Annotated in this window: 20 protein-coding genes; 10 read left to right on the top strand and 10 right to left on the bottom strand. The window is 72.6% G+C overall.

Annotated features, from left to right (window positions below):
* Window positions 1-670: 670 nt before the first annotated feature.
* The 3 genes from CLV70_RS03265 to CLV70_RS03255 all read right to left on the bottom strand — a co-directional run bounded on the left by CLV70_RS03265 (window position 671) and on the right by CLV70_RS03255 (window position 3,852).
* Window positions 671-1,108 carry a hypothetical protein gene (locus CLV70_RS03265; protein WP_211303611.1) on the bottom strand — a complete coding sequence of 146 codons (438 nt, stop codon included), beginning with the start codon at window positions 1,106-1,108 and terminating at the stop codon, window positions 671-673.
* A gap of 333 nt (window positions 1,109-1,441) precedes the next feature.
* Entirely contained in the window at window positions 1,442-2,401 is a 960-nt protein-coding gene (locus tag CLV70_RS03260) for a pirin family protein (protein WP_106124778.1), read from the bottom strand.
* Window positions 2,402-2,547: 146 nt separating this feature from the next.
* A complete protein-coding gene (locus tag CLV70_RS03255; RefSeq protein ID WP_106124777.1) occupies window positions 2,548-3,852 on the bottom strand; it encodes an acyltransferase family protein in 1,305 nt (434 codons plus the stop codon).
* A 140-nt stretch (window positions 3,853-3,992) separates the two neighbouring features.
* On the opposite strand from CLV70_RS03255, the gene CLV70_RS03250 reads away from it, so the two are divergent.
* Window positions 3,993-4,922 (top strand): hypothetical protein, encoded by a 930-nt coding sequence (locus tag CLV70_RS03250; RefSeq protein ID WP_106124776.1) that lies wholly within the window; start codon window positions 3,993-3,995, stop codon window positions 4,920-4,922.
* On the opposite strand, the gene CLV70_RS03245 is transcribed toward CLV70_RS03250, so the two are convergent.
* Both CLV70_RS03245 and CLV70_RS03240 read right to left on the bottom strand, forming a co-directional pair.
* A complete protein-coding gene (locus CLV70_RS03245; protein WP_211303610.1) occupies window positions 4,909-5,316 on the bottom strand; it encodes a pyridoxamine 5'-phosphate oxidase family protein in 408 nt (135 codons plus the stop codon). The two genes, CLV70_RS03250 and CLV70_RS03245, sit on opposite strands and share 14 nt — an antisense overlap.
* Window positions 5,313-6,743: a DUF2252 domain-containing protein gene (locus CLV70_RS03240; protein WP_106124775.1), complete on the bottom strand. Its 1,431-nt coding sequence runs from the start codon at window positions 6,741-6,743 to the stop codon at window positions 5,313-5,315. Before CLV70_RS03240 ends, CLV70_RS03245 begins: the two co-directional genes overlap by 4 nt.
* Before the next feature lie 310 nt (window positions 6,744-7,053).
* On the opposite strand from CLV70_RS03240, the gene CLV70_RS03235 reads away from it, so the two are divergent.
* The 7 genes from CLV70_RS03235 to mmsB all read left to right on the top strand — a co-directional run bounded on the left by CLV70_RS03235 (window position 7,054) and on the right by mmsB (window position 15,966).
* The gene (locus CLV70_RS03235; protein ID WP_211303609.1) at window positions 7,054-8,040 is read left to right on the top strand and encodes a LacI family DNA-binding transcriptional regulator; all 987 of its coding nucleotides are present in this window, start codon (window positions 7,054-7,056) and stop codon (window positions 8,038-8,040) included.
* A gap of 119 nt (window positions 8,041-8,159) precedes the next feature.
* Window positions 8,160-9,785 (top strand): ribulokinase, encoded by a 1,626-nt coding sequence (gene araB / locus CLV70_RS03230; protein WP_106124774.1) that lies wholly within the window; start codon window positions 8,160-8,162, stop codon window positions 9,783-9,785.
* Complete coding sequence (locus CLV70_RS03225) at window positions 9,782-10,456, top strand: L-ribulose-5-phosphate 4-epimerase (RefSeq protein ID WP_211303608.1); 675 nt, start codon at window positions 9,782-9,784, stop codon at window positions 10,454-10,456. The genes araB and CLV70_RS03225 overlap by 4 nt, the downstream gene beginning before the upstream one ends.
* The gene (gene araA / locus CLV70_RS03220; RefSeq protein WP_106124773.1) at window positions 10,453-11,940 is read left to right on the top strand and encodes an L-arabinose isomerase; all 1,488 of its coding nucleotides are present in this window, start codon (window positions 10,453-10,455) and stop codon (window positions 11,938-11,940) included. The genes CLV70_RS03225 and araA overlap by 4 nt, the downstream gene beginning before the upstream one ends.
* Before the next feature lie 110 nt (window positions 11,941-12,050).
* Window positions 12,051-13,178, top strand: coding sequence for a multiple monosaccharide ABC transporter substrate-binding protein (gene chvE, locus CLV70_RS03215; protein ID WP_106124772.1), 1,128 nt, complete (start codon window positions 12,051-12,053; stop codon window positions 13,176-13,178).
* A gap of 23 nt (window positions 13,179-13,201) precedes the next feature.
* Window positions 13,202-14,719: a multiple monosaccharide ABC transporter ATP-binding protein gene (mmsA, locus tag CLV70_RS03210; protein ID WP_106125023.1), complete on the top strand. Its 1,518-nt coding sequence runs from the start codon at window positions 13,202-13,204 to the stop codon at window positions 14,717-14,719.
* Entirely contained in the window at window positions 14,716-15,966 is a 1,251-nt protein-coding gene (gene mmsB / locus CLV70_RS03205; protein ID WP_106124771.1) for a multiple monosaccharide ABC transporter permease, read from the top strand. Before mmsA ends, mmsB begins: the two co-directional genes overlap by 4 nt.
* A gap of 108 nt (window positions 15,967-16,074) precedes the next feature.
* Here mmsB and CLV70_RS03200 read toward each other — a convergent pair whose 3' ends face one another.
* The 3 genes from CLV70_RS03200 to CLV70_RS03190 form a co-directional block, all read right to left on the bottom strand.
* Entirely contained in the window at window positions 16,075-17,748 is a 1,674-nt protein-coding gene (locus tag CLV70_RS03200; RefSeq protein ID WP_106124770.1) for a protein kinase domain-containing protein, read from the bottom strand.
* 78 nt (window positions 17,749-17,826) lie between these two features.
* Entirely contained in the window at window positions 17,827-19,098 is a 1,272-nt protein-coding gene (locus tag CLV70_RS03195) for a DUF1501 domain-containing protein (RefSeq protein WP_106124769.1), read from the bottom strand.
* 2 nt (window positions 19,099-19,100) lie between these two features.
* Window positions 19,101-20,648 (bottom strand): DUF1800 domain-containing protein, encoded by a 1,548-nt coding sequence (locus CLV70_RS03190; RefSeq protein ID WP_170148560.1) that lies wholly within the window; start codon window positions 20,646-20,648, stop codon window positions 19,101-19,103.
* 115 nt (window positions 20,649-20,763) lie between these two features.
* On the opposite strand from CLV70_RS03190, the gene CLV70_RS03185 reads away from it, so the two are divergent.
* Together CLV70_RS03185 and CLV70_RS03180 are read left to right on the top strand one after the other, a co-directional pair.
* On the top strand, window positions 20,764-21,804 hold the full coding sequence (locus CLV70_RS03185) for an ROK family protein (RefSeq protein ID WP_211303607.1): 1,041 nt from the start codon (window positions 20,764-20,766) through the stop codon (window positions 21,802-21,804).
* 142 nt (window positions 21,805-21,946) lie between these two features.
* Complete coding sequence (locus CLV70_RS03180) at window positions 21,947-23,893, top strand: PPC domain-containing protein (RefSeq protein ID WP_106124767.1); 1,947 nt, start codon at window positions 21,947-21,949, stop codon at window positions 23,891-23,893.
* Window positions 23,894-23,959: 66 nt separating this feature from the next.
* Here the strand turns inward: CLV70_RS03180 and CLV70_RS03175 are convergent, their stop codons facing one another.
* Both CLV70_RS03175 and CLV70_RS03170 read right to left on the bottom strand, forming a co-directional pair.
* Entirely contained in the window at window positions 23,960-24,352 is a 393-nt protein-coding gene (locus CLV70_RS03175) for a peptidase inhibitor family I36 protein (RefSeq protein WP_158277688.1), read from the bottom strand.
* Between the two features lie 115 nt (window positions 24,353-24,467).
* Window positions 24,468-24,800, bottom strand: coding sequence for an STAS domain-containing protein (locus CLV70_RS03170; protein WP_106124765.1), 333 nt, complete (start codon window positions 24,798-24,800; stop codon window positions 24,468-24,470).
* Window positions 24,801-24,867: the final 67 nt, after the last annotated feature.

Raw genomic sequence — 24,867 nt, 5'->3', positions numbered from 1 at the left:
GGAGCGGGCCGGCCCGGCGCAGTGCCGGCCCCCACCGGAGCCCTTCGGAAGCAGCCGCGGCCGCCCCGGAACCGCCCGGCGAATGACAGAAACCCGACACCGATCGACAAGGAGCGACCATGCCGCGCCTGGAACTCGGCGCCGTACGCGCCACCGTCCGGTCGGCCCTGCGCCGCCTGGACACCTGGACCCTGTCCACCATGAACCCCCCGGCCGGTGCCAGCCACCCCCGCTGACCCACCGCCGGGCCGGAAACGGCGGCGGGTGCACCCGCCGCCGTTTCACCCCACCCGACCGCCCCCGCCCCCGCGGCAGGGGCGGTCGCCGCGCCAGAACCCCACCCGCCTCATCCACCGTCCACCCACGTAGCGCTCCCCGCGCCACCCACCTCGGCCGGGCGTGCCTTCTGGTGCCGCCCGCCTTCGCCTCGCGCTTCCCCGCATCGTCTGCCGTCGCGTCGTGCTTCCCCGCGTCGTCTGCCGTCGCGTCGTGCTTCCCCGCGTCGTCTGCCGTGACGTCGCGCTTCCCCACGTCGTCTGCCTTCGCGTCGCGCTTCCCCCGTGTCGCCTGCGTTCGCCGTGCCGCCGCCTTTGCGGCGCGCGTCATCGCGCCGCCCGACCTCGTGTGGCGCGTGCCTCGCGGCCCGCGCACGCCCGGCGTCCCGGCACTGTCAGAGGCGGCCGCCGCGGGTGAAGTGGCCGACCGAGGCCGGCAGGACCAGGCCCGCGTCCGCGAGGGCGTGCAGCAGCGCGGCCAGTTCGCTCCGGGTCAGCTCCCCGGGCCGGTCCGGCGTGCGGTGCGGCACGTCGAGGGCCTGCGCGGTCTCCACCGCCCGTACGCCGATCGCCGCCTCGACCGCCCACAGCCGGTGGGCGAGCATCGCGATGTGGGCCGAGCGGGTCAGCTCGTCGTGCAGGCGGAGCAGGCGGCGGAGGTCGGCGGCGAGTCGCTCGATCGGCGGGCCGAGCGGGCGGGGCTCGCGGGCCGCCCGCTCCTGCCAGGCTTCGGTGAGCCGGGCGCCCCAGCGCGGCGCGTAGACGAGCGTTGCGCCGAGCAGGGTCGGCGTCAGCGTGATCAGGGCGAGTTTCCCCAGGTCGAGCAGGCTCATGGCACTCCTTGCGGGCCATGGCGGTCACGCAGCGCACCGAGCGGATACGGCCCCGCGTGGTCACCGGCTGTCCGTCCGACGATCCGCCGCCCCACGACCAGCGTCAAGCCGGTTCTGTGCGATCCGCGAAGTCGATCTCCCACCCGCGAACGCGCCCCGCGAACGCGCCCCGCGAACGCGCCCCGCGAACGCGCCCCGCCAACGCGCCTTGCGAACGCGCCGCGGACGCGCCTTGCGGACGCGCCCCACGAACGCGCCGCGAATGCGCCCCAAGAACGCGCCCCGCGAACGACCGTCACCGGCCCGGCCGCCGGCGCGGGTGGGGGCGGACCGTCAGCGGACGCGGCCCCGGGCGACCAGCCGGGTGATCGGCATCGGTGGTGCCGGGATCGCCGGGCCGTCGTAGCCGTGCACCTCGCCGTACCGTCCGTCGGGGGTCTCCCAGGCCGCGCGGGCTTCCACGATCTCCTCGTGGGTGCGGCCCACGAAGTTCCACCACATCACCAGCCGCTCCTCGAACGGTTCCCCGCCGAGCAGCATCAGGCGGCTGTCCGTGCCGGCCGCCAGCGACAGCGACGACCGGCCCGTGCCGAGGTAGGTCAGGGGTCCCGGTCCGGCGCGGTGTCCGGCCACGGTCACCGCGCCGTCGAGCGGGAGGATCGCGTACTCGAAGTCGGGGCGCAGGGGCAGCACCGTGTCCGTGCCCGCCGCGAGGGTGAGCTCGGCGCCGACCAGCGGGGTGTAGCAGCGGGCCGGCGACACCGCGCCGGCCAGGTCGCCCATCAGCACGGTCGCGGTGAGGCCGCCGTCGGTGAGGACCGGCAGATCCGCGTGGTGGGCGAACGACGGTGCCACGTCGCGGTCGCTGCCGGGCAGGGCAACCCACAGCTGTACGCCCTGAAGCACCGCACCGTGCACCGGCGGCGTCTCCTCGGAGTGCGAGATCCCCCGGCCCGCGGTCATCAGGTTGAGCTGCCCGGGCCGGATCTCCTGCCGGCTGCCGAGGCTGTCGCGGTGCAGGATCTCGCCGCTGACCAGCCAGCTCACCGTCTGCAGGCCGGTGTGTGGGTGCGGCCCCACGCGCATCCCGGCGGTCCCGGCGAGCTGCTGCGGCCCGTACGCGTCGAGGAAGCACCAGGCTCCCACCATGCGCCGCTGCTTGTTGGGCAGGGTGCGGACGACCTCCATGCCGCGCGGGCCGCCCAGGGCCACCGGAGCGCCCTCGAGCACCTCGACGACCGACGCCCGGGTGACCGCGCCGCTGACCTCGGGATCCGCCTCCAGGCTGCTCACGCCCCCAACCTACCGCCGCCGCCCCCGCGACAGCCACGACCGGCCCCGGAGCCGCCGGTCCCCCGGCGAGTCCGACCGGTCCCGGCGCCGCCGGCCCCGCGGCGAGTCCGACCGGCGCCGGCGACGTCGGCCCGCGGGGAGCGCGATCAGCGCCGGAGACGCCGGGCGCGCAGCAGCCACGCGCCGAGGATGATCAGCGCCAGAGCCGCCGGGGCCGTCAGCGGCACCCCCGCCACCAGCGCGCTCCGCCCCTCGAGCAGCCCGCCGAACCCCACCGCCGAGACCCCGAACATCCCTACCGTGCAGGCCACCGCCCCGGCCACCGCCGGCCCGGTCGCCGCGCCCGGTTCGACGGTCGCCGGGCGGGGTGCGTCGAAGCGCCGGAACACCGTCACGAACCCGGCCGTGATCGCCGCCGCGGCGGCCAGCCACAGCGGGCGGGTCAGCCACCACGATGCCGTGCCGGGCGCCCCGCCGATGCCGGTGCGGAACACCGCCAGCAGCACGAACGCCGCGCTCAGGTGCCACAGGAACGCCGTCATCGCCAGGCCGTTGGCCGCCACCACGCCGCGCCAGACCCGGGCGCGGTCCAGCCGGCGGGTCGCCGGGCCGCGCAGCAGCATGGCCAGACCGGTGAGCCAGAGGGCGTGGGCGGCGAGCGCCATCGTCGGCGGCGACATGTTGGACACCGGTTGCCCGGGTACGCCCACCATGGACACCGGGTACGGCCCCACGGTCGTGAGAAGCAGCAACGCCGCCAGCCCGCCGCCCGCGAGCGGGGCGCCGTACCGCTGGAGGGTGCCGTCCGCGTACAGGAAACCCAGCTGGTGCACGGCGGCCCAGACGAGGAGCAGGTTGAGGACGGCCGGTCCGGCGTACCCCTGGAAGCGGAGCAGGTCCACGACGGCGGCCGCGGCGAGCAGCGCGACCGGGACCCGCCCGCCGAATCTGCGGTGCAGCCGCAGCATGACCGGGGCGAGCGCGACCAGCGCGAGGTACACGCCGAGGAACCACAGGGGTTGCACGACGGTCCGCAGCGCGACCCGGACGATGCCGTGGTCCTGGCCGGCCAGGGCGGCGCCGAGCGCCACCGCCAGCCACACGCCGAGGAACACGGCCGCCGGGCGCAGCAGCCGGGAGATCCGGGAGCGGGCGAAGTCCGCGTAGCCGCCGCCGCGCCGGTCGAGGGAGGCCAGGGCGGTGGCGTGCGCGAAGCCGCCGACCAGGAAGAACAGCGGCATGACCTGGAGCAGCCAGGTCAGCGGCCGGAGCACGGGCACGACGGCGAGGACGTTGGTGATCCGGTCGCCGCCCGCCTCGGGTACGGCCATGAGCCAGTGCCCGGCGATCACGACGCCGAGCGACACGACCCGGAGCAGGTCGACGTAGCGGTCCCGGGCGGCGGGGGTGCGGGCCGCGAGCCCGGCCGCAAAGAGCGTGGCGGAGGTCATGACAGAAGACCCTGCCGGGGGCGCGGCCTGCGCGGATGAGCCCGCATACCCAACCTCGCCCGGGTACGGCCACTTTCGTGCGCTGCCGGCCCGGGCGGTCCGCAGTAGGGTGGCCCGGTCCCGCCGACAAGGAGGTCGAGGTGCTGGCCCGCCGTGCTGTTTCCGTCCTGACCGTCGCCGTCCTCGCGGGCTGCGGCGCCGACAAGCCTCCGGCGCAGAAGGGGCAACCGTCCCCTTCGGCCGTTGCTCCCTCAGCGGCGCCGAGTGCCGCGCCCGCTCCCGCGGCGCCGAAGGAACTGCCGCTGGGCGGCACGAAGATCTTCCCGGCGTACCGGGTGGTCGCCTACTACGGGACGGCCGGCAACAGCGCGCTCGGCGTGCTGGGGGAGGGCAGCCCCGACGCCATGCTGCCGAAGCTGCGTCGCGCCGCGAAGCCGTTCGCCGGCGACCGCAAGGTCCAGGTGGCGTACGAGCTGATCGCCAGCGTCGCCCAGGCAGGCCCGGGCAAGGACGGCGACTACAGCCGGATGATCCCGCTGGAGCGCATCCAGGAGTACGTGGACCAGGCGAAACGCCACAAGGTCATGGTCGTGCTGGACCTGCAGCCGGGCCGCGGGGACTTCCTGCCCCAGGCGCGGCAGCTCGAGCGGTTCCTCAAGGAGCCGCACGTCGGGCTGGCCCTGGACCCGGAGTGGCGGATGCCGCCGGGCAAGGTGCCGGGCAGGACCATCGGCAGGGTGAGCCCGGCCGAGGTGAACCGGGTCTCGGAGTACGTCGCCGGCCTGGTGGAGCGGCACGAGCTGCCGGAGAAGCTGTTCGTGCTGCACCAGTTCCGGGCGTCGATGCTGCCGGACGTGGCGAAGATCGCCAAGCGGCCCGGTCTGGCCATGGTGCAGCACATCGACGGCTTCGGCACCCGCTCGGAGAAGGACGCGACCTGGAACAGGCTGCGCCGCCCGCAGCAGTTCCACCTGGGCTACAAGCTCTTCTACGACGAGGACGTCAAGCGGTACGGCGCCGGCGACCTGCTGAGGTTCAAGGACGTCCCGGAGCTGATCAGCTTCCAGTGAGCCGGGCGGAGCCGAGCACCTTCGTGATGGTCACCTCGAGCACGACCCGTTCGGGGTTGGGCCGCGGCTGCCGGTAGCGCTCGGCGTAGCGGCGTACCGCCTCGGCGACGGCCGCCGGGTCGTCGCGGACCACGGCGAGGCCCTCGACCGTGCACCACCGGGCGCCGTCGACCTGGCAGACCGCGACCCGCCGGGCGCCGGCGAGCACGTGGCGTACCTTCGCCGACGTCCGCGACGCGGTGACCCGCAGCAGGCCGGCTCCGGGGTCGAGGGTCGCCCCGACCGGCACGACGTGCGGCGAGCCGTCACCGCGCAGCGTGGTCAGCGTGCACAGGTGCCGTTCGCGCCAGAATTCCCGGACCTCGGGGGTGTCCAGGCTGATCCGCCCGCTCATGCGTGCACCGCCGGCAGGACGCCGCCGCGCACCGCGGCGACGAGGCGTTCGTGGTCGCTCTCGACCTGGTCCGCGTACGCCCGCGCGAACCGGCACAGCATGTCGTCGAGCTTGTCGCTGCCCCCGATGTACCCGGCGATCATGGACGCGCCGCTGGTCCGGGCGTGGCTCTTGGCCAGCAGGTAGCCGCAGATCCCGGCGTAGTCGGCCAGCGCCGCGGCGTTGATGTCCTCGATGATGATCGCGCCCTTCATGTCGCGGAACTGCCGCACGTAGTACTGGGTGTCGCCGACCGTGGCCCAGCCGAGCAGCGGGTCGCTCACCGTCTGGAGCGCCTGCTGGTACTCCACCACCCGCTGGCCCTGGTGCCGGTGCCAGGCCGCCGCGCCGTGCTGGTGCCGGGCCACCACCGACCGCCGGGCCTGCTTGAGCTGCAGGAACACCACGTCGTCCGGGCTGCTGCCCTCGCACAGGGCGACGTACGCCCGCAGCCCCACCGACCCGACTCCGACGACCTTGTGCGCGATGTCGACGATCCGGTAGCCGGCCAGGATCCGCGCCCAGTGCGGCGGCAGCGTGTTGAGGTAGCCGTCGAGCGCCGCGGCGAGGTGCGCGAGGTCGGTGTCGCTGGGCCGGGTGATCAGCGGCGGCTCCTGCACGAGTTGCACGGTGCCGTCGCGCTGCTCGGTGAAGCGCGGCAGCGCCCGGTCGCTGGTCCGGCGCCGGGCGCGGCGGGCGGCGCGCTCGATCTCGTCCTTGAAGCTGGCCTTGGTGGCCGCCTTGCGCAGGTCGTCGACGTCGACGGTGTCGAAGGAGCGGGCCAGCAGCGGCTGCTCGGCGAGGTGGCCGATCTGCTCCCGGTACTCCTCGACGCAGTGCCGTACGGCGTCGGCGCAGGCGTGTTCGCGGAAGCCGTTCTGCCGCCCGGCGACCCACACGCTGGTGACCAGCCGGCGCAGGTCCCACTCCCACGCGCCGGGGTGGGCCTCGTCGAAGTCGTTGAGGTCGAAGACCAGCTCGCGTTCCGGCGACGCGTAGAAGCCGAAGTTGCCGAGGTGGGCGTCGCCGCAGATCACCGGGGTGATGCCGGTGCGCGGCAGGGACGCGAAGTCGTCCGCCATGATGTTCGCGGAGCCGCGCAGGAACGCGTACGGGGAGGCGGCCATGCGCCCGACCCGCACCGGGATCAGCCAGTCCAGCCGCCCCTCGTGCGCCGCGGCGAGCTGGTCGACGGGGTCGGCCCGGTCCGGCGGCGGCGTCCAGTGCGCGAGGTCGGAGCGGGGTGAGCGCTCGCGCAGGGACCGGCCCAGGTCGTACCGCTCCGCGCGCGGGCGGGCGGGCCGGCGCAGGGAGGTGAAGCCGCCGTCGTGTGCGCCGTCGATGACGACATGGCCGCCCAGGGGCGGGAAGTCGGTGCTCGCGTCCATCACCGCCGAGCGTACGCATGTCCGCCGGGCCGGACGGGCCGACCGCGCCGGAACGCGGGACGGCGGATCGACGTCGCTCCCGGCGCACCGGGACGCGGCGGGTGCCGCCGCCCGGTTGACGCCGATCTTGTTATCGCTAACAATGCATCGCAGGACGGGACGCACGGTGCGTCGACGGCCCGCTCACCCACGGCGATACGATGCGGCCCTCGGCGTGCGCCGGGCGGTGACCGTGCTGCCGGGCGCGGGCAGCCGGAGCGGCCGGGAATCGGGGTACGAGATGGACGTCAGGTCGACGCGCAGTCCGGCCATGACCGACGTCGCCAAGCTCGCCGGGGTCTCGCACCAGACGGTGTCCCGGGTGCTCAACGACCACCCGAACGTGCGCGAGCAGACCCGGCTGCGGGTCCGCGCGGCCATCGCCGAGCTCGGCTACCGCCCGAACCGTGCCGCCCGTGCCCTGGTCACGGGCCGCTCCCAGCTCATCGGCATCGTCGCGCAGAACAGCACCCTGTACGGCCCGGCCTCGCTGCTGGCCGCCTTCGAGCAGGCCGCGGCGGAGGCCGGCTTCGCGGTCAGCGTGGGCAGCGTGGGCCGCCTGGACCGGGAGTCGATCGCGGGTGCCGTGGAGCGCCACCTCGACCAGCGCGTCGCCGGGCTGGTGGTGATCGCGCCGGTGGCCTCGGCGGACGACGCGCTCGAGGACATGCCGGCCGGGGTGCCGCTGGTGACCATCGACGGCGATCCCGCCCGCCCGCACGCGCTGGTGACCGTGGATCAGGCGGCCGGCGCCCGGCTGGCCACCGAGCGGCTGCTGCGGGCCGGCCACCGTACGGTCTGGCACGTCTCCGGCCCGGCGGACTGGTACGACGCCGCCGGCCGCATCGAGGGCTGGCGGGCGTCCCTGGAGGCGGCGGGTGCCGAGGTGCCGCCGCTGGTGCCGGGCGACTGGTCGGCCGCCTCGGGCTACGACGCCGGTCAGATGCTGGCCCGGATGCCGGAGGTCACCGCGGTCTTCGCGGCCAACGACCACCAGGCGCTGGGCCTGCTCAGGGCGTTCAGCGAGCGGGGCCGCCGGGTGCCGGACGACGTCAGCGTGATCGGCTTCGACGACGTGCCGGAGGCCGCCTTCCTCATCCCGCCGCTGACCACGGTCCGGCCCGCCTTCGACGCGGTGGCGCACGCCGGGCTCGACCTGCTGCTGGGCCAGATCACCGGGGAGAACGAGGGGCCGGAGCGGGTCGTCATCGCTCCGACGCTGGTGGAGCGCGCCAGCGTCGCCAACATTTCCGCGTGATTGCGACCTTGTTGCCGCAGACCCGTTGACACGCGAATTGTTAGCGTTCACACTCGACGCACGCCGCCCGGTGTGTGGCCTGTGACACGCCGGTTTCCCCTCCGCGGAGGTACCTCACCATGTCCGACGCACCGTCCGGCCCCTATGTGATCGGGGTCGACTACGGCACGCTCTCCGGGCGCGCCGTCGTCGTCCGGGTCGCCGACGGCGCCGAGCTCGGGTCCGCCGTGCACGAGTACCCGCACGCCGTGCTCACCGAGGCGCTGCCCGGCGGCACCCGGCTGGGCCACGACTGGGCGCTCCAGGTGCCCGCCGACTACGTCGAGGTGCTGCGGCACGCCGTGCCCGCCGCGGTGGCCGCCGCCGGCATCGACCCGGCCGAGGTCATCGGCATCGGCACCGACTTCACCGCCTGCACGATGGTGCCCACCACGGCCGACGGCACGCCGCTCAACGAGCTGCCGCAGTTCGCCGACCGGCCGCACGCGTACGTGAAGCTCTGGAAGCACCACGCCGCCCAGCCGCAGGCCGACCGGATCAACCGGCTCGCCGCGAAGCGTGCCGAGCCGTGGCTGGCCCGCTACGGCGGGCTGATCTCCTCCGAGTGGGAGTTCGCCAAGGGCCTCCAGGTGCTGGAGGAGGACGCCGAGGTCTACGCGGCCATGGACCGCTGGGTCGAGGCGGCCGACTGGATCGTCTGGCAGCTGACCGGCAGCTACGTCCGCAACGCCTGCACGGCCGGCTACAAGGGCATCCGGCAGGACGGGCGCTACCCGTCGCCGGAGTTCCTGGGCGAGCTCAACCCGGCCTTCGCCGGCTTCGTCGCCGCTAAGCTGGACCAGCCGATCGGGCAGCTGGGCGAGGCCGCCGGCACGCTGAGCGCCCGCGCCGCGGAGTGGACCGGGCTGCGCGAGGGCATCGCCGTCGCGGTCGGCAACGTCGACGCGCACGTCACCTCCGCCGCCGCCCAGGCGCTGGAGCCGGGACAGATGGTGGCCATCATGGGCACCTCGACCTGCCACGTCATGAACGGCGACGAGGTGGCCGTGGTGCCCGGCATGTGCGGGGTCGTCGACGGCGGGATCGTCGCCGGGCTGTGGGGCTACGAGGCGGGGCAGAGCGGCGTCGGCGACATCTTCGCCCACTACGTGCCGCCGACCTACACCCACGAGCGGCTGACCGAGCTCGCCGCGGCGCAGCGCCCGGGCGAGCACGGCCTGCTGGTGCTCGACTGGCACAGCGGCAACCGCTCGGTGCTGGTCGACCACGAGCTGTCCGGGCTGGTGGTGGGGGAGACCCTGGCGACCCGGCCGGAGGACGTCTACCGCGCGGTCGTCGAGGCCACGGCCTTCGGCACCCGGACCATCGTCGAGACCTTCGACCGGGCCGGCGTGCCCGTACGCGAGTTCGTCGTCGCCGGCGGCCTCATGAAGAACGCGCTGGTCATGCAGATCTACGCGGACGTGCTGAAGCGCCCGCTGTCGGTGATCGGCTCCGACCAGGGCCCGGCCCTGGGCTCGGCCATCCACGCCGCCGCGGCCGCCGGGGCCTATCCGGACGTGCGCGCCGCCGCCGCGGTGATGGGCCGCAAGCGGGAGGCGGTGTGGACCCCCGACCCGGAGGCGAGCGCCGTCTACGACGAGCTGTTCGAGGAGTACACCCGCCTGCACGACTACTTCGGGCGCGGGGAGAACAAGGTCATGCGCAAGCTGCGGGCCATCCAGCGACGGGTGGCGGCCCGGTGAGCGCCACGAGCCTGATCAAGGAGCTGCGCGAGCAGGTCGCGCGGCTGCACGCCGAGCTGCCGCGCAACGAGCTGGTGGTCTGGACGGCCGGGAACGTGTCGGCCCGGGTGCCCGGCGAGGACCTGCTGGTCATCAAGCCGTCCGGCGTGCGGTACGAGGACATCACCCCGGACAACATGGTGGTCACCGACCTCGAGGGCAACCTCGTCGAGGGCGATCTGAGCCCGTCCAGCGACACCGCGGCGCACGCGTACGTCTACAAGCACATGCCCGAGGTCGGCGGCGTGGTGCACACCCACTCGACGTACGCGACCGCCTGGTCCGCCCGGGGCGAGGCGATCCCCTGCGTGCTCACGATGATCGCCGACGAGTTCGGCGGCGAGATCCCGGTCGGGCCGTTCGCGCTGATCGGCGACGACTCGATCGGCCGGGGCATCGTCGCGACGCTGCGGGGCCACCGGTCGCCGGCCGTGCTCATGCGCAACCACGGCGTCTTCACCATCGGCCGGAACGCCGGTGCCGCCGTGAAGGCCGCCGTCATGTGCGAGGACGTCGCGCGCACCGTGCACATCTCGCGCCAGATCGGCGAGCCGGTGCCGATCGCCCAGGCCGACATCGACTCGCTCTACGCCCGCTACCAGAACGTCTACGGACAGGAGCCCGCCAAGTGAAGCCCGAGATCTGGTTCCTGACCGGAAGCCAGCACCTCTACGGGCCGGAGACCCTCGATCAGGTCGCCGCCCAGTCGCAGGAGATCCAGCAGCTGCTGGTCGCGGGCGGGCTCAACGCCGAGATCGTCGGCAAGCCCGTGCTCACCGACAGCGCCGCCATCCGTACGGTCATGCTCGAGGCCAACGCCGACCCGGCCTGCCTGGGCGTGATCGCCTGGATGCACACGTTCTCGCCGGCCAAGATGTGGATCACCGGGCTGGACGCGCTGCGCAAGCCGCTGCTGCACCTGCACACCCAGCTCAACCGCACGCTGCCGTGGGCGTCCATCGACATGGACTTCATGAACCTGAACCAGGCGGCGCACGGCGACCGGGAGTTCGGCTACATCCAGACCCGCCTCGGGGTGGCCCGCAAGACCATCGCCGGGCACGCCGCCGACCCGTCGGTCGTCGCGCGCATCGACGGCTGGGTGCGGGCGGCAGCCGGGGTGGCGCACCTGCGCGGCCTGCGGCTGGCGCGCTTCGGCGACAACATGCGCGACGTCGCGGTCACCGAGGGCGACAAGGTCGAGGCCGAGCTGCGATTCGGCGTCTCGGTCAACACGTACGGCGTGAACGACCTGGTCGAGGTGGTGGACGCGGTCGAGGACAAGGCCGTGGACGCCCTGGTGGCGGAGTACGCGGACGCGTACACGCTGGCGCCGGAGCTGGGCCGCGGCGGCGACCGGCACGCGTCGCTGCGCTACGCCGCCCGAATCGAGGCGGGGCTGCGGCAGTTCCTCACCGCCGGCGGCTTCGGCGCGTTCACCACCAACTTCGAGGACCTCGGCGGGCTGCGTCAGCTTCCCGGCCTGGCCGTGCAGCGGCTGATGGCGGACGGCTACGGCTTCGGCGGCGAGGGCGACTGGAAGACCTCGGCGCTGCTCGCGGCCGTGAAGGCGATGGGTACGGGCACCGGCGCGGGCACCTCGTTCATGGAGGACTACACGTACCATTTCGGGCCCGGCGAGCAGAAGATCCTGGGCGCGCACATGCTCGAGGTCTGCCCCAGCATCGCCGCGGACCGGCCGTCCTGCGAGATCCATCCGCTGGGCATCGGCAACCGCGAGGATCCCGTACGCCTGGTCTTCGACGCGGCAGCCGGCCCCGGCGTGGTGATCGGCATGGCCGACCTCGGGGACCGCTTCCGGCTGGTGGCCAACGCGATCGAGGTGACCGCCCCGGACGAGCCCCTGCCGCGGCTGCCGGTCGCCCGGGCCGTGTGGAAGCCGGCCCCGTCGCTGTCGACGTCGGCCGAGTCGTGGCTGACCGCCGGCGGCCCGCACCACACGGTGCTGACCCAGGCCGTGGGCGTCGAGCCGCTGCGCGACTTCGCCCAGATGCTGCACACCGAACTGCTCGTGATCGACGAGAACACCACCACCCACGACTTCGCGGACCGCGTGCGCTGGAACCAGGCGTATTACCGGCAGTTCGCGAGGTAGGCGAGAAGGTAACACCCCGCTAACGAACATGTCCGTACCTGTTCACTTCTGATCGGACGTGCGGGAAAGTCGTCCCCTGCGTCCACGCTGCCATATCCCAAGGAGAAACGATGAAGTTCACCCGGCTTGCGTCCGTGGCCACGGCCATGACGCTCGCGGCGGCGCTGGCCGCCTGCGGTAACGCTGAGAAGACGGTCGACCAGAAGGGTGGCGCCGCGGACAACAAGGGCGCGCTCGTCGGTGTGACCATGCCGACCCGGTCGTCCGAGCGCTGGATCAGCGACGGCGACAACGTCAAGAAGCAGCTCGAGGCGCTCGGCTACAAGGTCGACCTCCAGTACGCCGAGGACAACATCCCGACCCAGACCCAGCAGCTCGACAACCAGATCACCAAGGGCGCCAAGCTGCTGATCATCGCCTCGATCGACGGCACCGCGATCACCACCCAGCTGGAGAACGCCAAGGCCGCCAACATCCCGGTCATCGCGTACGACCGGCTGATCCGCAACTCGCCGAACGTGGACTACTACGCCACCTTCGACAACTTCAAGGTCGGCGTGCAGCAGGCGACGTCGCTGCTCACCGGGCTCAAGGTGCTCAACGCCGACGGCTCGAAGGGCACCGCGAAGGGCCCGCTGAACATCGAGCTGTTCGCCGGCTCGCCGGACGACAACAACGCCACGTTCTTCTTCAACGGCGCGATGAGCGTGCTCAAGCCGCACATCGACAACGGCACCCTGGTCGTCAAGAGCGGCCAGACCGACTTCAACAAGGTCGCCACGCTGCGCTGGCAGCCCGCCGTCGCCCAGGACCGCATGGAGAACCTGCTGACCTCGACCTACCGGGGCGGCGCGAAGGTCAACGGCGTGCTCTCGCCGTACGACGGCCTCTCCATCGGCATCCTGTCGGCGCTGAAGAGCAACGGTTACGGCACCGCCGGCCAGCCGTTCCCGGTCGTCACCGGTCAGGACGCCGAGCAGGCGTCGGTGAAGTCGATCATCAAGGGTGAGCAGTACAGCACCATCTACAAGGACACCCGGGCACTGGCCAAGACCACCGTCGAGATGGCCGACGCCGTCCTCAAGGGCCAGACGCCGCAGACGAACAACACCAAGGACTACGACAACGGCAACAAGGTCGTCCCCTCGATGCTGCTCGACTCGGTGATCGTCGACAAGAGCAACTACAAGAAGGAGCTCGTCGACTCCGGCTACTACACCGAGGCCGACCTGAAGTGACCGGCGCCGACACCATCCTTCACATGCAGGGCATCACCAAGACGTTCCCCGGCGTCAAGGCCCTGCAGGACGTCAACCTGGACGTGCGCCGCGGAGAGATCCACGCGATCTGCGGGGAGAACGGCGCCGGCAAGTCCACGCTGATGAAGGTGCTGTCGGGCGTGTACCCGCACGGCTCGTACGACGGAGAGATCATCTTCGACGGCGAGCCGTGCCGGTTCTCCGGCATCCGCGACAGTGAGAGCCGCGGCATCGTCATCATCCACCAGGAGCTGGCGCTCGCCCCGAACCTGTCGATCGCCGAGAACATCTTCCTCGGTAACGAGCAGGCCAGCCGGGGGCTCATCGATTGGAACAAGACCAACGCGGCGGCGGCCGAGCTGCTGCGGCGGGTCGGCCTGCGGGAGAACCCGACCACCCAGGTGCTCGACCTGGGCGTCGGCAAGCAGCAGCTGGTGGAGATCGCCAAGGCGGTGTCCAAGCGGGTCCGGCTGCTCATCCTCGACGAGCCCACCGCGGCGCTCAACGACGAGGACTCCGAGCACCTGCTCGACCTGCTCCGCGGGCTGCGGGACGAGGGCATCACCTGCGTGATCATCTCGCACAAGCTCAACGAGGTGATGGCCATCGCGGACCGGGTCACGATCCTGCGCGACGGCCGGACCATCAGCACGCTGAGCATCGTCGAGGACGAGGTGACCGAGGACCGGATCATCTCCGGCATGGTCGGGCGCGACCTCGATCACCGGTTCCCGCCGCACGAGCCGCAGATCGGCGAGGAGGTGCTGCGCATCGAGGACTGGACGGTGCACAGCCCCACCCAGCACGGCCGCGTCGTCGTGCAGGGCGCCAACCTGTCGGTGCGCCGGGGCGAGATCGTCGGGCTGGCCGGCCTGATGGGCGCCGGCCGCACCGAGCTGGCGATGAGCGTCTTCGGGCGGTCGTACGGCACCGACATCTCGGGCCGGGTCTTCAAGGACGGCCAGGAGATCCACCTGCGCTCGGTGCGCGAGGCCATCGACCACGGCATCGCGTACGCGACGGAGGACCGCAAGCGCTACGGCCTCAACCTGATCGAGGACATCAAGCGCAACGTGTCCGCCGCGGGCCTGCGCAAGCTGGCCAAGGGCGGCTGGGTCGACGACAACGAGGAGTTCAAGGTCGCCGACGAGTACCGGCAGTCGATGAACATCAAGGCGCCCAGCGTCGCGAGCATCACCGGCAAGCTCTCCGGCGGCAACCAGCAGAAGGTCGTGCTGTCCAAGTGGATCTTCACCGATCCGGACGTGCTGATCCTCGACGAGCCCACCCGTGGCATCGACGTGGGTGCCAAGTACGAGATCTACACGATCATCAACCGCCTCGCCGACGCCGGTAAGGGCGTGCTCGTGATCTCCAGCGAGCTTCCCGAGCTCCTCGGCCTCTGCGACCGCATCTACACGCTGTCGGAGGGACGCATCACCGGTGAGGTGTCCCGGGCCGACGCCACCCAGGAAGGCCTCATGACCCTCATGACCATCGGACAGGAGGTCGCGCGGTGACGAGCGTGGCACCCACCAACGCCGACCTCGCGCTCGGCACGCCCTCGGCCTCGCAGCCGGGCGACTCGCCGCGGCGGTTCAACTTCAACCTGCGGCAGAGCGGCATCTACATCGCGTTCGCGCTGATCGTCGCGCTGTTCACGGTGCTGACCGGCGGCGACATGCTGGCGCCGCAGAACATCAGCAACATCGTGGTGCAGAACTCCTACATCCTGATCCTGGCCATCGGCATGATCATGGTCATCATCGCCGGGCACATCGACCTGTCGGTCGGCTCGGTGGTGGCGGCCAGCGGCGCGTTCGCGGCCGTCATGATGGTCGACTGGGGCCTGCCCTGGCCGCTCGCGCTGCTGATCACGCTGATCTTCGGCGGCCTGATCGGCGCGTGGCAGGGCTACTGGATCGCCTACTTCGGGATCCCGGCGTTCATCGTCACGCTCGCGGGCATGCTGCTGTTCCGCGCGGTGACGCTGCTGATCCTCGGCAACCGCGGCATCGGCCCGTTCCCGGACGAGGTGCGGACCCTGGCCAACGGCTTCACCGACGGCTACCTCGGCAACATCGGGCTGGGCGCGCTCGGCGGCGCCGACCTGTTCAGCATCCTGGTCGGCCTGGTCGCGGTCGGGGCGATCGTTCTCACCCAGTGGCGTACGCGCAAAGCCCGCCAGAACTACCTCCAGGCGGTCGAGCCGCTGTCGCTGTTCATCGCGAAGATCGCCATCGCCGCGGTGATCCTGATGTTCGTGATCGTGCAGCTGGCCCGGTTCCGCAACCTGCCGTGGGTGCTGGTGCTGCTGGCCGCGCTGGTGATCGGCTACTCGGTGCTGACCAACCGGGCGGTCTTCGGCCGGCAGATCTACGCCGTGGGCGGCAACCTGCAGGCCGCGACGCTCTCCGGCGTCAAGGTGAAGAGCGTCGTCTTCTGGCTCTTCGTCAACATGGGCGTGCTCGCCGCCGTCGCCGGCATCATCTTCGCGGGCCGGCTCAACCAGGCCAACCCGACCGCGGGCAACGCGTTCGAGCTGGACGCGATCGCGGCGGCCTTCATCGGCGGCGCGGCGGTCCAGGGTGGCGTCGGCAAGGTGGTCGGCGCGATCACCGGCGGTCTGATCATGGGTGTCATCAACAACGGCATGAGCCTCATCGGCGCCCCGAGCGAGCAGGTCATGCTGGTCAAGGGCGCGGTGCTGCTGGCCGCGGTGGCCTTCGACGTGTGGACCAAGCGCCGCGCCGGCGCGTCCCGCTGAGATGTCCGTGCCGGTGCCGCCCTGGTGAAGCGGGGCCGGTCGGAGGGTGAAAGGGGATGAAGGGGGCGGCTGCGGCCGCCCCCTTCGCATTGCCCCACGACGCGCCGGTCACCACGCTACGGTGCCCTGAGGGCTCGGCTGGAGCGTGCCCAGCTGCAGCGAGGCCATCGTGATGGCGCTCTGCACGGGTGCGGGGAAGCCCTCCAGCTCCGCCACCACGCCGGCTCCCGAGGCCTCGAGGCTGCCCCGGAGCGTGTTGCCGGCCGGGCAGTCGGCGTCGTCGCGGTCGCAGGCCTGCCACTTGATGCCCTGGAACGCCCCGCCGTTCGGCCGCAGCACCATCTCGACGGCCGGGCCCGGCTCGTCGACGTTGCGGACCGGCACCGGCACCGCCTCGTCGGCGGAGTTGTAGAGGCGGATGCGGACCCGCCCGTCGACCCGGCAGGAGCTGCCCGACTCGTTGACGAGCGAGACCAGGCCCCGCTGGGCGCCGAGCGCCGTCGGGTTCTCGCTCTGCGCCGTGACCGTGATGCTGACGTCCTCGCTGCGGCAGAGACCCACCGGCTTCCGGCTGGGGGCCGCGGAGATCGTGATCGGGCCGTCCTCGCCGGCCGCGGCGGCGGAGGCGGAGGCGGAGGCCCACGCGGAGCGCTTACCCACCGGGCGGCCGGGCGGCGCCGACCGGGCGGCCGCGGACGAGGGGGCGGCCGCCGGCGCTGCCCTCGTCGGCACGGCGCTCTCCGGCTCGTCGGTGCCGAACAGCAGGTCCGGTGCCGGGCTGAGGGCCAGCAGGCCGGCGGCGAGGACGGCGACCGCCGAGGCCGCCAGAACCGGTGCCGTGCGCCGCCACCGCCGGGAACCCACCCCGGTCCGGGTGGGGCCGGAGAGCTGCACCGCCCGCGCCGCCCGCCGCAGCTCCGGCCGGTCGGCGAGATCCCCGGTGGCCGGCGCCTCCTGGGTGTCCGCGGCCAGCAGCATGTCGAGCAACTCGGCGGCGGTGGGCCGGCGCGCCGGATCCTTCTCCAGGGTCATCGCGACGAGATCGCGCAGCGGCGCCGGCAACCCGTCCAGCCGCGGCCGCTGGGTGAGGATGGCGGCGGCCGTCGCGGCCGGCGAGTCGGCGGCGAACGGGGTCCGGCCGGTCCCGGCGTACGTCACGACGACACCCCACGCGAACACGTCAGCGGCTGGTCCGACGCTGCGGGCCGCGTCCGCGTCGAACCGCTCCGGCGCCATGTACGCGACCGTCCCGACCATCTGATCGGTGCCGGTGTGATGGCTGGTGGCCTCGAACGCCCGCGCGATCCCGAAGTCGATGACCTTCGGGCTGCCCAGCGCGAACAGCACGTTGCCCGGTTTCAGGTCCCGGTGGATCACCCCGGCGCCGTGGATCGCCGCGAGCGCGGTCGCCACCCCCACCGCGACGCTGTACAGGCTCCCGCGGCTCAGCGGCCCCTGATCGGCGACCACCTCGGCGAGGCTGGGCCCGTCGACGTACTCGACCACCAGGTACGGCGTCTCGTGGTCGGCGTCCGCGTCCAGCACCTCGGCGGTGCAGAACGGCGGCACCTGCCGCGCCCGGTTGACCTCACTGCGGAACCGTTCGCGGAACTGTCTCTCGTACGCGTACTCGGGCTTGATGACCTTGACGGCCACCGGGCGCCCGGTCGCGTCCCGCCCGAGATACACGGTGCCCATGCCGCCCTGGCCGAGGCGGCTCTCGAGGCGGTAGCCGCCGAGCCTGCGTGGATCGGCCGGCCGCAGCGGCCCTCTTCTCGACATCGAGGTCGATCATACCGCCCTCCCTGGGCGAAGCCTGAGGTCAGCGGGCCGCGGGGAGGCCACGTCGGCGGCGAGCGGTCAGCGGGCCGCCGCGAGGCCGAAGGAGGCCGGGGTCACGCCGGGGAAGACGTCGGTGAGGGAGCCGAAGCCGCAGCGCTTCTGCAGGATCTCGCCGATCACCGCACGGTAGTCGGTCGTCGCCGCCAGGTCGCCGTCGATCAGGGCACCCGGGGCCAGGCCCGGCCAGTTGGCGTACACGGTGCCGCCGCGGACGCCGCCGCCCAGCAGCAGCATGGCGTTGCCGTGGCCGTGATCGACGCCCTTGGAGGCGTTCTCGGCGACGCGGCGGCCGAACTCGCTGACCGTCACCACGGTGACCGAGGCCATGCCGTCGGGGCCGAGGTCGGCGGCGAAGGCGGCCAGGGCGTTCGCCGTCGCGGCCAGGTTGTCGTACATCCGCTGGCCCTTCACGGCGGTGCCGAGGCCCTCGTGCATGTCCCAGTCGCCGGAGTCGACGGCCGCCGCGACCAGCCCGGCCCTGGCCTTCACCAGCCGGGCCACGTCGCGCAGCGCGGTGCCGAGCGGCGTCTTCGGGTAGACCGCGCCGTTCGCCGGCGTGTAGGGCGTGGCCCGCACCGAGGCCGTGGCGGTCAGGGCGGAGTGCGCGGCCAGCGCCGGGGCCGCGAGCTGGTCCGGGGCCGACTGGTACATCCGGCGCAGGGCGGCGGCCATCGGGCGTTTCGCGCTCTCGCCGGCGACCGTGAAGCCGTCGATGGCCGGCATCGAGATGTCGGCCGCGGGGCCCGCCAGCAGCCGGGCGGGCATGGCGCTGCCGAGCGAGACGCCGGCGAGCGGGCCGGTCGCGCCGGAGACGCCGAGCATCCGGTCGAGCCAGCCGCTGCGCACCGACGTGCCGGCCGCGGCCCGTTCCATCTCCTCCATCGCGGCGAAGTGCGAGCGGGTGGGGTTCGGCTGGCCGACCGCGTGCACCGCGGCCAGACTGCCGTTCTTCCACAGCGGCAGCAGCGGCGCCAGCGCCGGGTGCAGGCCGAACATCGCGTTGCCGCCGATGGCCTGGCTCTTCGGCAGGGCGATCGACGGGCGGGCCCGGTAGTAGTCGGCGTCGCCGATCGGCGCGATCGCGGACAGCCCGTCGAAGCCGCCGCGCAGCGACAGCACCACCAGCGTGTCGCCGGTGTAGGTGCCCGCCGCGAAGGCCAGCTGGGTGGACAGACCCTCGCCGGCCAGGCCGGCCAGGGCGCCGGCGGCACCGGCGGCGAGGCCGCGGCCCAGCACGCCCCGGCGGGTCAGGGTCTTGATCTCGTCGCAGCCGCACGCGGTCGTGGTCATGGTCACCTCAGCTGGAAGGTCGGCGAGTCGAGGACGAGGGCGATCAGGTACGGCAGGTTGCCGCTCACCGACGTGTCCTTCGCGGTCAAAGGACTGGTCGGCAGCTTGCCCGCGACACTGAGCACGGCCGCGACATGGTCGGCCGGGAGCCGGGTGCCGGTCAGCCGCACCGCGAGCGCGTCGATCAGGCCGCCGTACGTGGGGGGCAGGACGGGCACGAGCGCCTTGAGCAGATCCGCGGGGCGGGTGAGCTGCTTGGGGTACCAGCCGGTGGCCAGGTTGAGGTGCAGATTGCAGCGCAGCAGGAAGGCCGACGGCGAGGCCCAGGCGGCGGCGACGTCCGGGAAGCCGTTCGGCGGGGCCCAGCGGAACGGGGCGTTGCCGGCGTTGACCAGCGCGTTGTAGAGGGCGTCGAGGCCGGCCACGCCGGCGGCCTCCGGGCCCAGCCCGAGCGCGCGGACGGTGGCGGCGAGGTCCTCGAACGGCGTGCGCACCTTGCGGCCCACCGCGGCGGCGAACTCCGGGGAGGTGAAGAGCGCCTTCAGGACGGGGGCGACGGCCGTACCGTTGTCCAGGTAGATCTTGGCGAGCCGGGCCACCAGCGTGGCCGGCGCCTCGTCGGCGACGAAGCGCACGCACAGCTTGGTGGCGATCCGCTCGGCGGTCGCGGGGTGGGTCGCCAGGTGGTCGAGGAACGCCAGGGCCGCCGCCTCCCCGCCCTCCGCGGTGGCGTTGGCGTGGCTGAAGCCGAGGATGCTGACCGCGCCGGTGGCGTGCTTGGCGGCGCTGTACGCGTACAGCCCGTCCGAGCCCACGGTCATGCCGCTCAGCAGCCGCGCCGCCGCCTTCACGTCCGCCTCGCTGTAGATCATCCCGACGGTGTGCAGCTCCATCAGTTCGCGCGCGTAGTTCTCGTTCGGCTGCTTCTTCGTCGACGTGCGGTTGTCCAGGTACGTCAGCATCGAGGGGTGCCGCGCGGACGCCTTGAGCATGTCGGCGAACCGGCCGAAGGTGAACTTCCGGATGACCGAGGCGTCGTAGTCGGGCCGGCTGTCCCAGACCCCGCCGGAGGGCGCGGCGACGTGCAGGTGGTTGGCCCAGAACGCGGCGGTCGTCTCGAACAGCTGCCGGTTGCTCCAGATGGCCCGGGCCACCGTGGCGCGGCCGAGCTGGCCGAACGCCTCGTAGGAGTGCAGCGGGAGCTTGGCGCGTACGGTGGCGATCCCGGCGCCGGCCAGCGGCAGCCGGCCGAGCAGCGCGTCCAGCTCGCCGTCGGCGATCCCGGCCGGGTCGAGCTGGCGGTCGAGCCAGCCGGCGACGCCCAGCTTCGCCGCCTCGGCCAGCGCGGCCGGGGTCGGCCCGAAGGTGGCCCGGCGCAGCAGGTGCGCGATCGGGTCGGCGGAGACGAGGTCGATCGCGGCGGCCGGCGCGGCGGCGGCGGGCACGGCCAGCGCCGCGTCGAGCGCGAGGCCCCCGACGGCGGTCGCGGCCACGGCCGCGGCGCCACCGAGAACGGCGCGGCGGGTCGGCTGGGGCATCGTCGTCTGCATGCCGGGCTCTTCGGCCCGTACGGACCGGGCCGTCGGCCCCGCAACCAGGCGCTCCCGACCCGCAATCCGGGTGCACCCGTCGCTTCCGGGCCCGCGGAAACGTACGCTCGCAGTTGTGGATCAGATCGATGCGGTGCGTACCCCTGCCTCCTGGGTCGTGGTCGGGCTCGACAACGGCGGAACCTGCAACAACGCCACCGTGCTGGACGCGACGGGGCAGTTCCTCGTCGACCGGCTGGTGGAGAATCCGAGCCGGGTCCAGGACGGTCCCGAGTCGGCCGTCGAGTCGCTCGCCGAGGCCCTCACCGGCATCCTGACGATGACCAGCACGCCGCTGAGCCTGGTGCGCGCCGTCGGGCTGGACACCCCCGGCCCGGCCAGCGCCGACGGGGTCATCTCGTCCAAGGGATCGACGAACTTCTCCCAGGTCTCCTGGCACGGCTTCGACATCCGCGGTGCCCTCGAGGCGCGCATCGGCCTGCCGGTGATCTACCACAACGACGCCAACGCGGCGGCCCTGTACGCCCACCACCGGCACTTCGGCGCGGACGCGATGAACCGGTCCTCGGTCGCCGCGATCGTCGGCACCGGCCTCGGCGGCGGGGTGGTCGAGGCGGGCAAGGTGATCAGCGGTGCGGCGGGCATGGCCGGCGAGCTGGGCCACGTGCAGATCCCGTTGCACGGCGTGCTGGAGGAGGGGCAGGACGTACCGGTCTGCAACTGCGGCTTCGAGGGCGACGTGGAGAGCATCGCCTCGCTCACCGGCATCACCAAGAACCTGCTCCCGTACTGGCTGACCAGGTTCCCGGAGCACCCGCTGGCGGCCGAGCCGATCGGCCGGGCGGCGAAGCTGCTGCGCGGGTACGGCGAGAAGGAGGACCCGCTCGCCCTCGCGGTCTTCGGCCAGCAGGCCCGGGCCATCGGCAAGCTCTTCACGATCGCGGCGAACTTCACCGACCCGGCCGCGTACTTCCTCGGCGGGGGAGTGGTGGAGGCGGCACCGCACTTCCGGCAGTGGTTCCTCAACACCGTGCGGGAGCACACCCAGCTGCGCCGCGAGCAGCAGGCGGCGGCCACCTTCGCGCTGGTGCCCGATCTGGACATGGCCGGTGCGCGGGGCGCGGCGGTGGCGGCTCTGGAGGCGGTGTCCGGCTGACGGTCCCCAGTGGACCGTGGTCGTACCCCTCGCCACAGGTGTTAAGGGGTCATTGACAGCCCTAGATATTGATGGGCCTCTTCAGTAGCGTCCACACTGCCGTCCGCGGCGGGGGCCCGGACGTGCTGAAGGGGGATTCCTGATGCGACGAAGCATCGCGACCGTCGGCGCGGTCGTGCTAGGGCTCGCCACGCTCCTGCCGGGCGTGGCACAGGCCGCACCGAAACCGTCCGATCCGGGGCTCAGCCCCGCCGACCAGGTCTCGCTGGCCGCCGGCATCCCGGTGGCTCCGAAGGCCGCCCTGGGTGCCCGGCCCGCCGGGCCGAACCCGTACCTCTCCATGCTCCCGGACGCGGCGAAGGCCGACTACAGCGGCTGGGCCAACTACGCGAAGAAGCAGGCCGCGGGCAAGCTCGCGGCCCGGCTCAAGGCCCAGGGCGCGCCGTCCGCCGCCGCGAAGGCCGCCTCGGCGGTCGTCGTCGACGAGAACGAGCCCGACGGCACGTTCGGCTCCAACGACAACCCGGCGTCCGCCCAGCTCATCAAGAACTTCGGCACCGGGAAGAAGCAGGACGCGGCGATCCGCATCCTCGGCTCGCTCGACCCCGAGTCGGCCACCCCGCAGAGCCGGGCGGCGACCCCGGAGGACGACGGTTCCATCCCGCTCGCCGGGGAGACCGGCATCGGCAGCAGCCGGGCCGCGATCGTCACCTCGGCCCAGGTCGGCGACGGTCCGCACGGCTCGGCCGGCACCGGCACCAACGACTTCGACTTCTACAAGCTGGCCGCCACGGCGGGCCAGACCATCACCGTCGACACCGACACTCCCACCGGCGACCTCGACACGCTCGTCGCCCTCTACACGCCGGACGGCACGATCGTCGCCGCCAACGACGACGCCGACGGGTTCGACAGCCTGCTGAAGTACGACGTGCCCACCTCGGGGACGTACTACGCGGTCGTCGCCGCCTACAGTGGCCTGCCGGCCGATCCGTTCGACCCGGCCAGCGGCGACGGCGGGGCGAGCGAGGGCCCGTACACGGTGACCATCACGGCGGCCTCGTCGGACGTGGACTTCTTCGCCGTGAACCTCAAGGCCGGCGACGTGCTCGGCGCGTCGTCGAAGGGCGCGGCGGCGTACCTGACCGTCTACGACACCGACCCGCGTGAGGCGCACGGCTCCGACCAGGACCTCACCTTCATCTACCCGATGGACAGCAAGCTGCCGGGCGGCGGCCGGGCTGTCACCGACTACGTCGCGACGAAGGCGGGCTGGCACTACATCGGCGTCTCCCAGGGCAAGGGCAGCTACGACATCACCGTCGAGGGCTACCGGCCGCCGCTGGAGGGCGACAAGCCCACCCAGACGCTGTTCCTCGACTTCGACGGGGAGCGGGTCAACACCGGCGTCTTCGGCGGTACGGGCAACGTCACGCTGAGCCCGTTCTCGGCCTTCCTCGCCAAGTGGGGCATCCCGAGCGTGCAGGAGGACGCGCTCATCGACACGGTGGTCGCCACGGTCACCGAGAACCTCAAGCAGGACCTGATCGAGAGCGGCCTCAACAGCAGGTTCAAGCTGAAGATCCTCAACAGCAAGGACCACGCGGACCCGTGGGGTCAGAAGAACGTCAGCCGGATCATCATCGGCGGCACCATCGACGAGTCCGGCGTGCCCACCATCGGCATCGCGCAGAGCATCGACCCGGGCAACTTCGAGACCGAGGAGACCGCCCTGGTGCTGCAGGACGTGCTCAGTGAACCGGCCGGCAGCGCGCCCTCGCTGAACACGTACCTCACCGCCGACAGCGACCGGATCGCGTTCGTGGGCCAGGCCGTCGGCAACGTGACCGCCCACGAGGCGGGCCACTTCTTCGGCAACTGGCACACCGACAACGCCGACGAGACGCCCAACCTCATGGACGCCGGCGGCATCAACTTCGACGTGCTCTTCGGCGTCGGCCCGGACGGCGTCGGCGGTACGGCCGACGACCCCGACGTCGACTTCGTCCACGACCGGTTCAGCCCGGCCGAGGGCTTCGCCGGCACGGAGGACACGCTGGGTCGGATCGTCTTCGGCGTCACCAGCTGACCCGTTCGTGACACCGCCGGCCCGCCCCTCGGGGCGGGCCGGCGGAGGACCGTCCGGTCCGCAACGTCAGGCGACGCAGCCGGTCGCGCTCGACACCCAGCGGTGCGAGCGCAGATAGACGTTCTCGTCGTTGCGGAGGGTGCCCTGCGGGACGCACCAGTGGAAGTTCTGATAGTTCGCCGCCCGGTAGAGCGCCACCCCGGCGTAGCTGCTGTTCGTGCCGTTGTTGTAGATCGAACGGACCGGCTGGCTCGCGGCCCACGAGCACCTGATCCCGCCGGCCTGCCAGTCGTTGTCCGCGTCGCTCCACAGGCAGCGCGAGCCGGTGCCGTAGGAGCCGGTCCAGACGCAGACGTTGCCCGACGGGCACTCCCAGGCGAGCGCCCGCTGCCCGGCCGACGCGGGAACAGCGCCGGTCGCGGTGGCCGCGACGACGCCGGCGGACAGTGCCGCGGTCATGATCGAACGTCTGAAGAAGAGCCTCATGCCGACCTCCCGTGGTCCAACTGTCAGCCGAGCATAGGAGTGCCGGGATCGCGCAGGCATCGACTGTCGTTGATCCGCCGGGGGCGGGTCAGTCCTTCAGCGCGGTCTCCACGTCGTCGTGCAGCGACAGGTAGTCGGTGAGGCCCAGCGTGTGCAGCAGCCGGTGCAGGAAGCCCGACGGCGTGGCGAGGCGCACCCAGCCGCCGCGCTCCATGGCCCGGCCGTGCGCCGTGACCAGCACACCGACCCCCATCGAGTCGCAGAAATCCAGGCCCGAGAGGTCGACCACGACCCGGGGGCTGGGCCGGTCCACGAGGCGGCTCAGGTTGGCCTTGAGCGAGGGCGCGGTGTCGATGTCGAGCGAGCCGCGCAGCGTCAGCACGGCCGTGTTCGGTGGGTGGTGAGCGACCGAGACCTGCATGGGGGGTGTCGCTTTCGTCGGGGGCGGGCAGGGGTCAGCCGTGGTTCGCCGGGGCGGATCGGTGGGT

This window comes from Pseudosporangium ferrugineum (assembly GCF_003002065.1).
Lineage (GTDB): Bacteria > Actinomycetota > Actinomycetes > Mycobacteriales > Micromonosporaceae > Actinoplanes > Actinoplanes ferrugineus_A.
The sequence above is the reverse complement of the archived record's forward strand: the minus strand, read 5'-3'. Positions and strand labels throughout refer to the sequence as shown.

What these genes read in the sequence shown, in the direction of transcription:
- CLV70_RS03180 (WP_106124767.1), top strand. Translation starts at nt 21,947, where the DNA reads ATGCGACGAAGCATCGCGACCGTCGGCGCGGTCGTGCTAGGGCTCGCC.
- CLV70_RS03195 (WP_106124769.1), bottom strand. Translation starts at nt 19,098, where the DNA reads ATGACCACGACCGCGTGCGGCTGCGACGAGATCAAGACCCTGACCCGC.
- CLV70_RS03265 (WP_211303611.1), bottom strand. Translation starts at nt 1,108, where the DNA reads ATGAGCCTGCTCGACCTGGGGAAACTCGCCCTGATCACGCTGACGCCG.
- CLV70_RS03255 (WP_106124777.1), bottom strand. Translation starts at nt 3,852, where the DNA reads ATGACCTCCGCCACGCTCTTTGCGGCCGGGCTCGCGGCCCGCACCCCC.
- CLV70_RS03175 (WP_158277688.1), bottom strand. Translation starts at nt 24,352, where the DNA reads ATGACCGCGGCACTGTCCGCCGGCGTCGTCGCGGCCACCGCGACCGGC.
- araB (WP_106124774.1), top strand. Translation starts at nt 8,160, where the DNA reads ATGTCCGACGCACCGTCCGGCCCCTATGTGATCGGGGTCGACTACGGC.
- CLV70_RS03170 (WP_106124765.1), bottom strand. Translation starts at nt 24,800, where the DNA reads ATGCAGGTCTCGGTCGCTCACCACCCACCGAACACGGCCGTGCTGACG.
- CLV70_RS03190 (WP_170148560.1), bottom strand. Translation starts at nt 20,648, where the DNA reads ATGCAGACGACGATGCCCCAGCCGACCCGCCGCGCCGTTCTCGGTGGC.
- chvE (WP_106124772.1), top strand. Translation starts at nt 12,051, where the DNA reads ATGAAGTTCACCCGGCTTGCGTCCGTGGCCACGGCCATGACGCTCGCG.
- CLV70_RS03200 (WP_106124770.1), bottom strand. Translation starts at nt 17,748, where the DNA reads ATGTCGAGAAGAGGGCCGCTGCGGCCGGCCGATCCACGCAGGCTCGGC.
- CLV70_RS03235 (WP_211303609.1), top strand. Translation starts at nt 7,054, where the DNA reads ATGACCGACGTCGCCAAGCTCGCCGGGGTCTCGCACCAGACGGTGTCC.
- CLV70_RS03240 (WP_106124775.1), bottom strand. Translation starts at nt 6,743, where the DNA reads ATGGACGCGAGCACCGACTTCCCGCCCCTGGGCGGCCATGTCGTCATC.
- mmsA (WP_106125023.1), top strand. Translation starts at nt 13,202, where the DNA reads ATGCAGGGCATCACCAAGACGTTCCCCGGCGTCAAGGCCCTGCAGGAC.
- CLV70_RS03245 (WP_211303610.1), bottom strand. Translation starts at nt 5,316, where the DNA reads ATGAGCGGGCGGATCAGCCTGGACACCCCCGAGGTCCGGGAATTCTGG.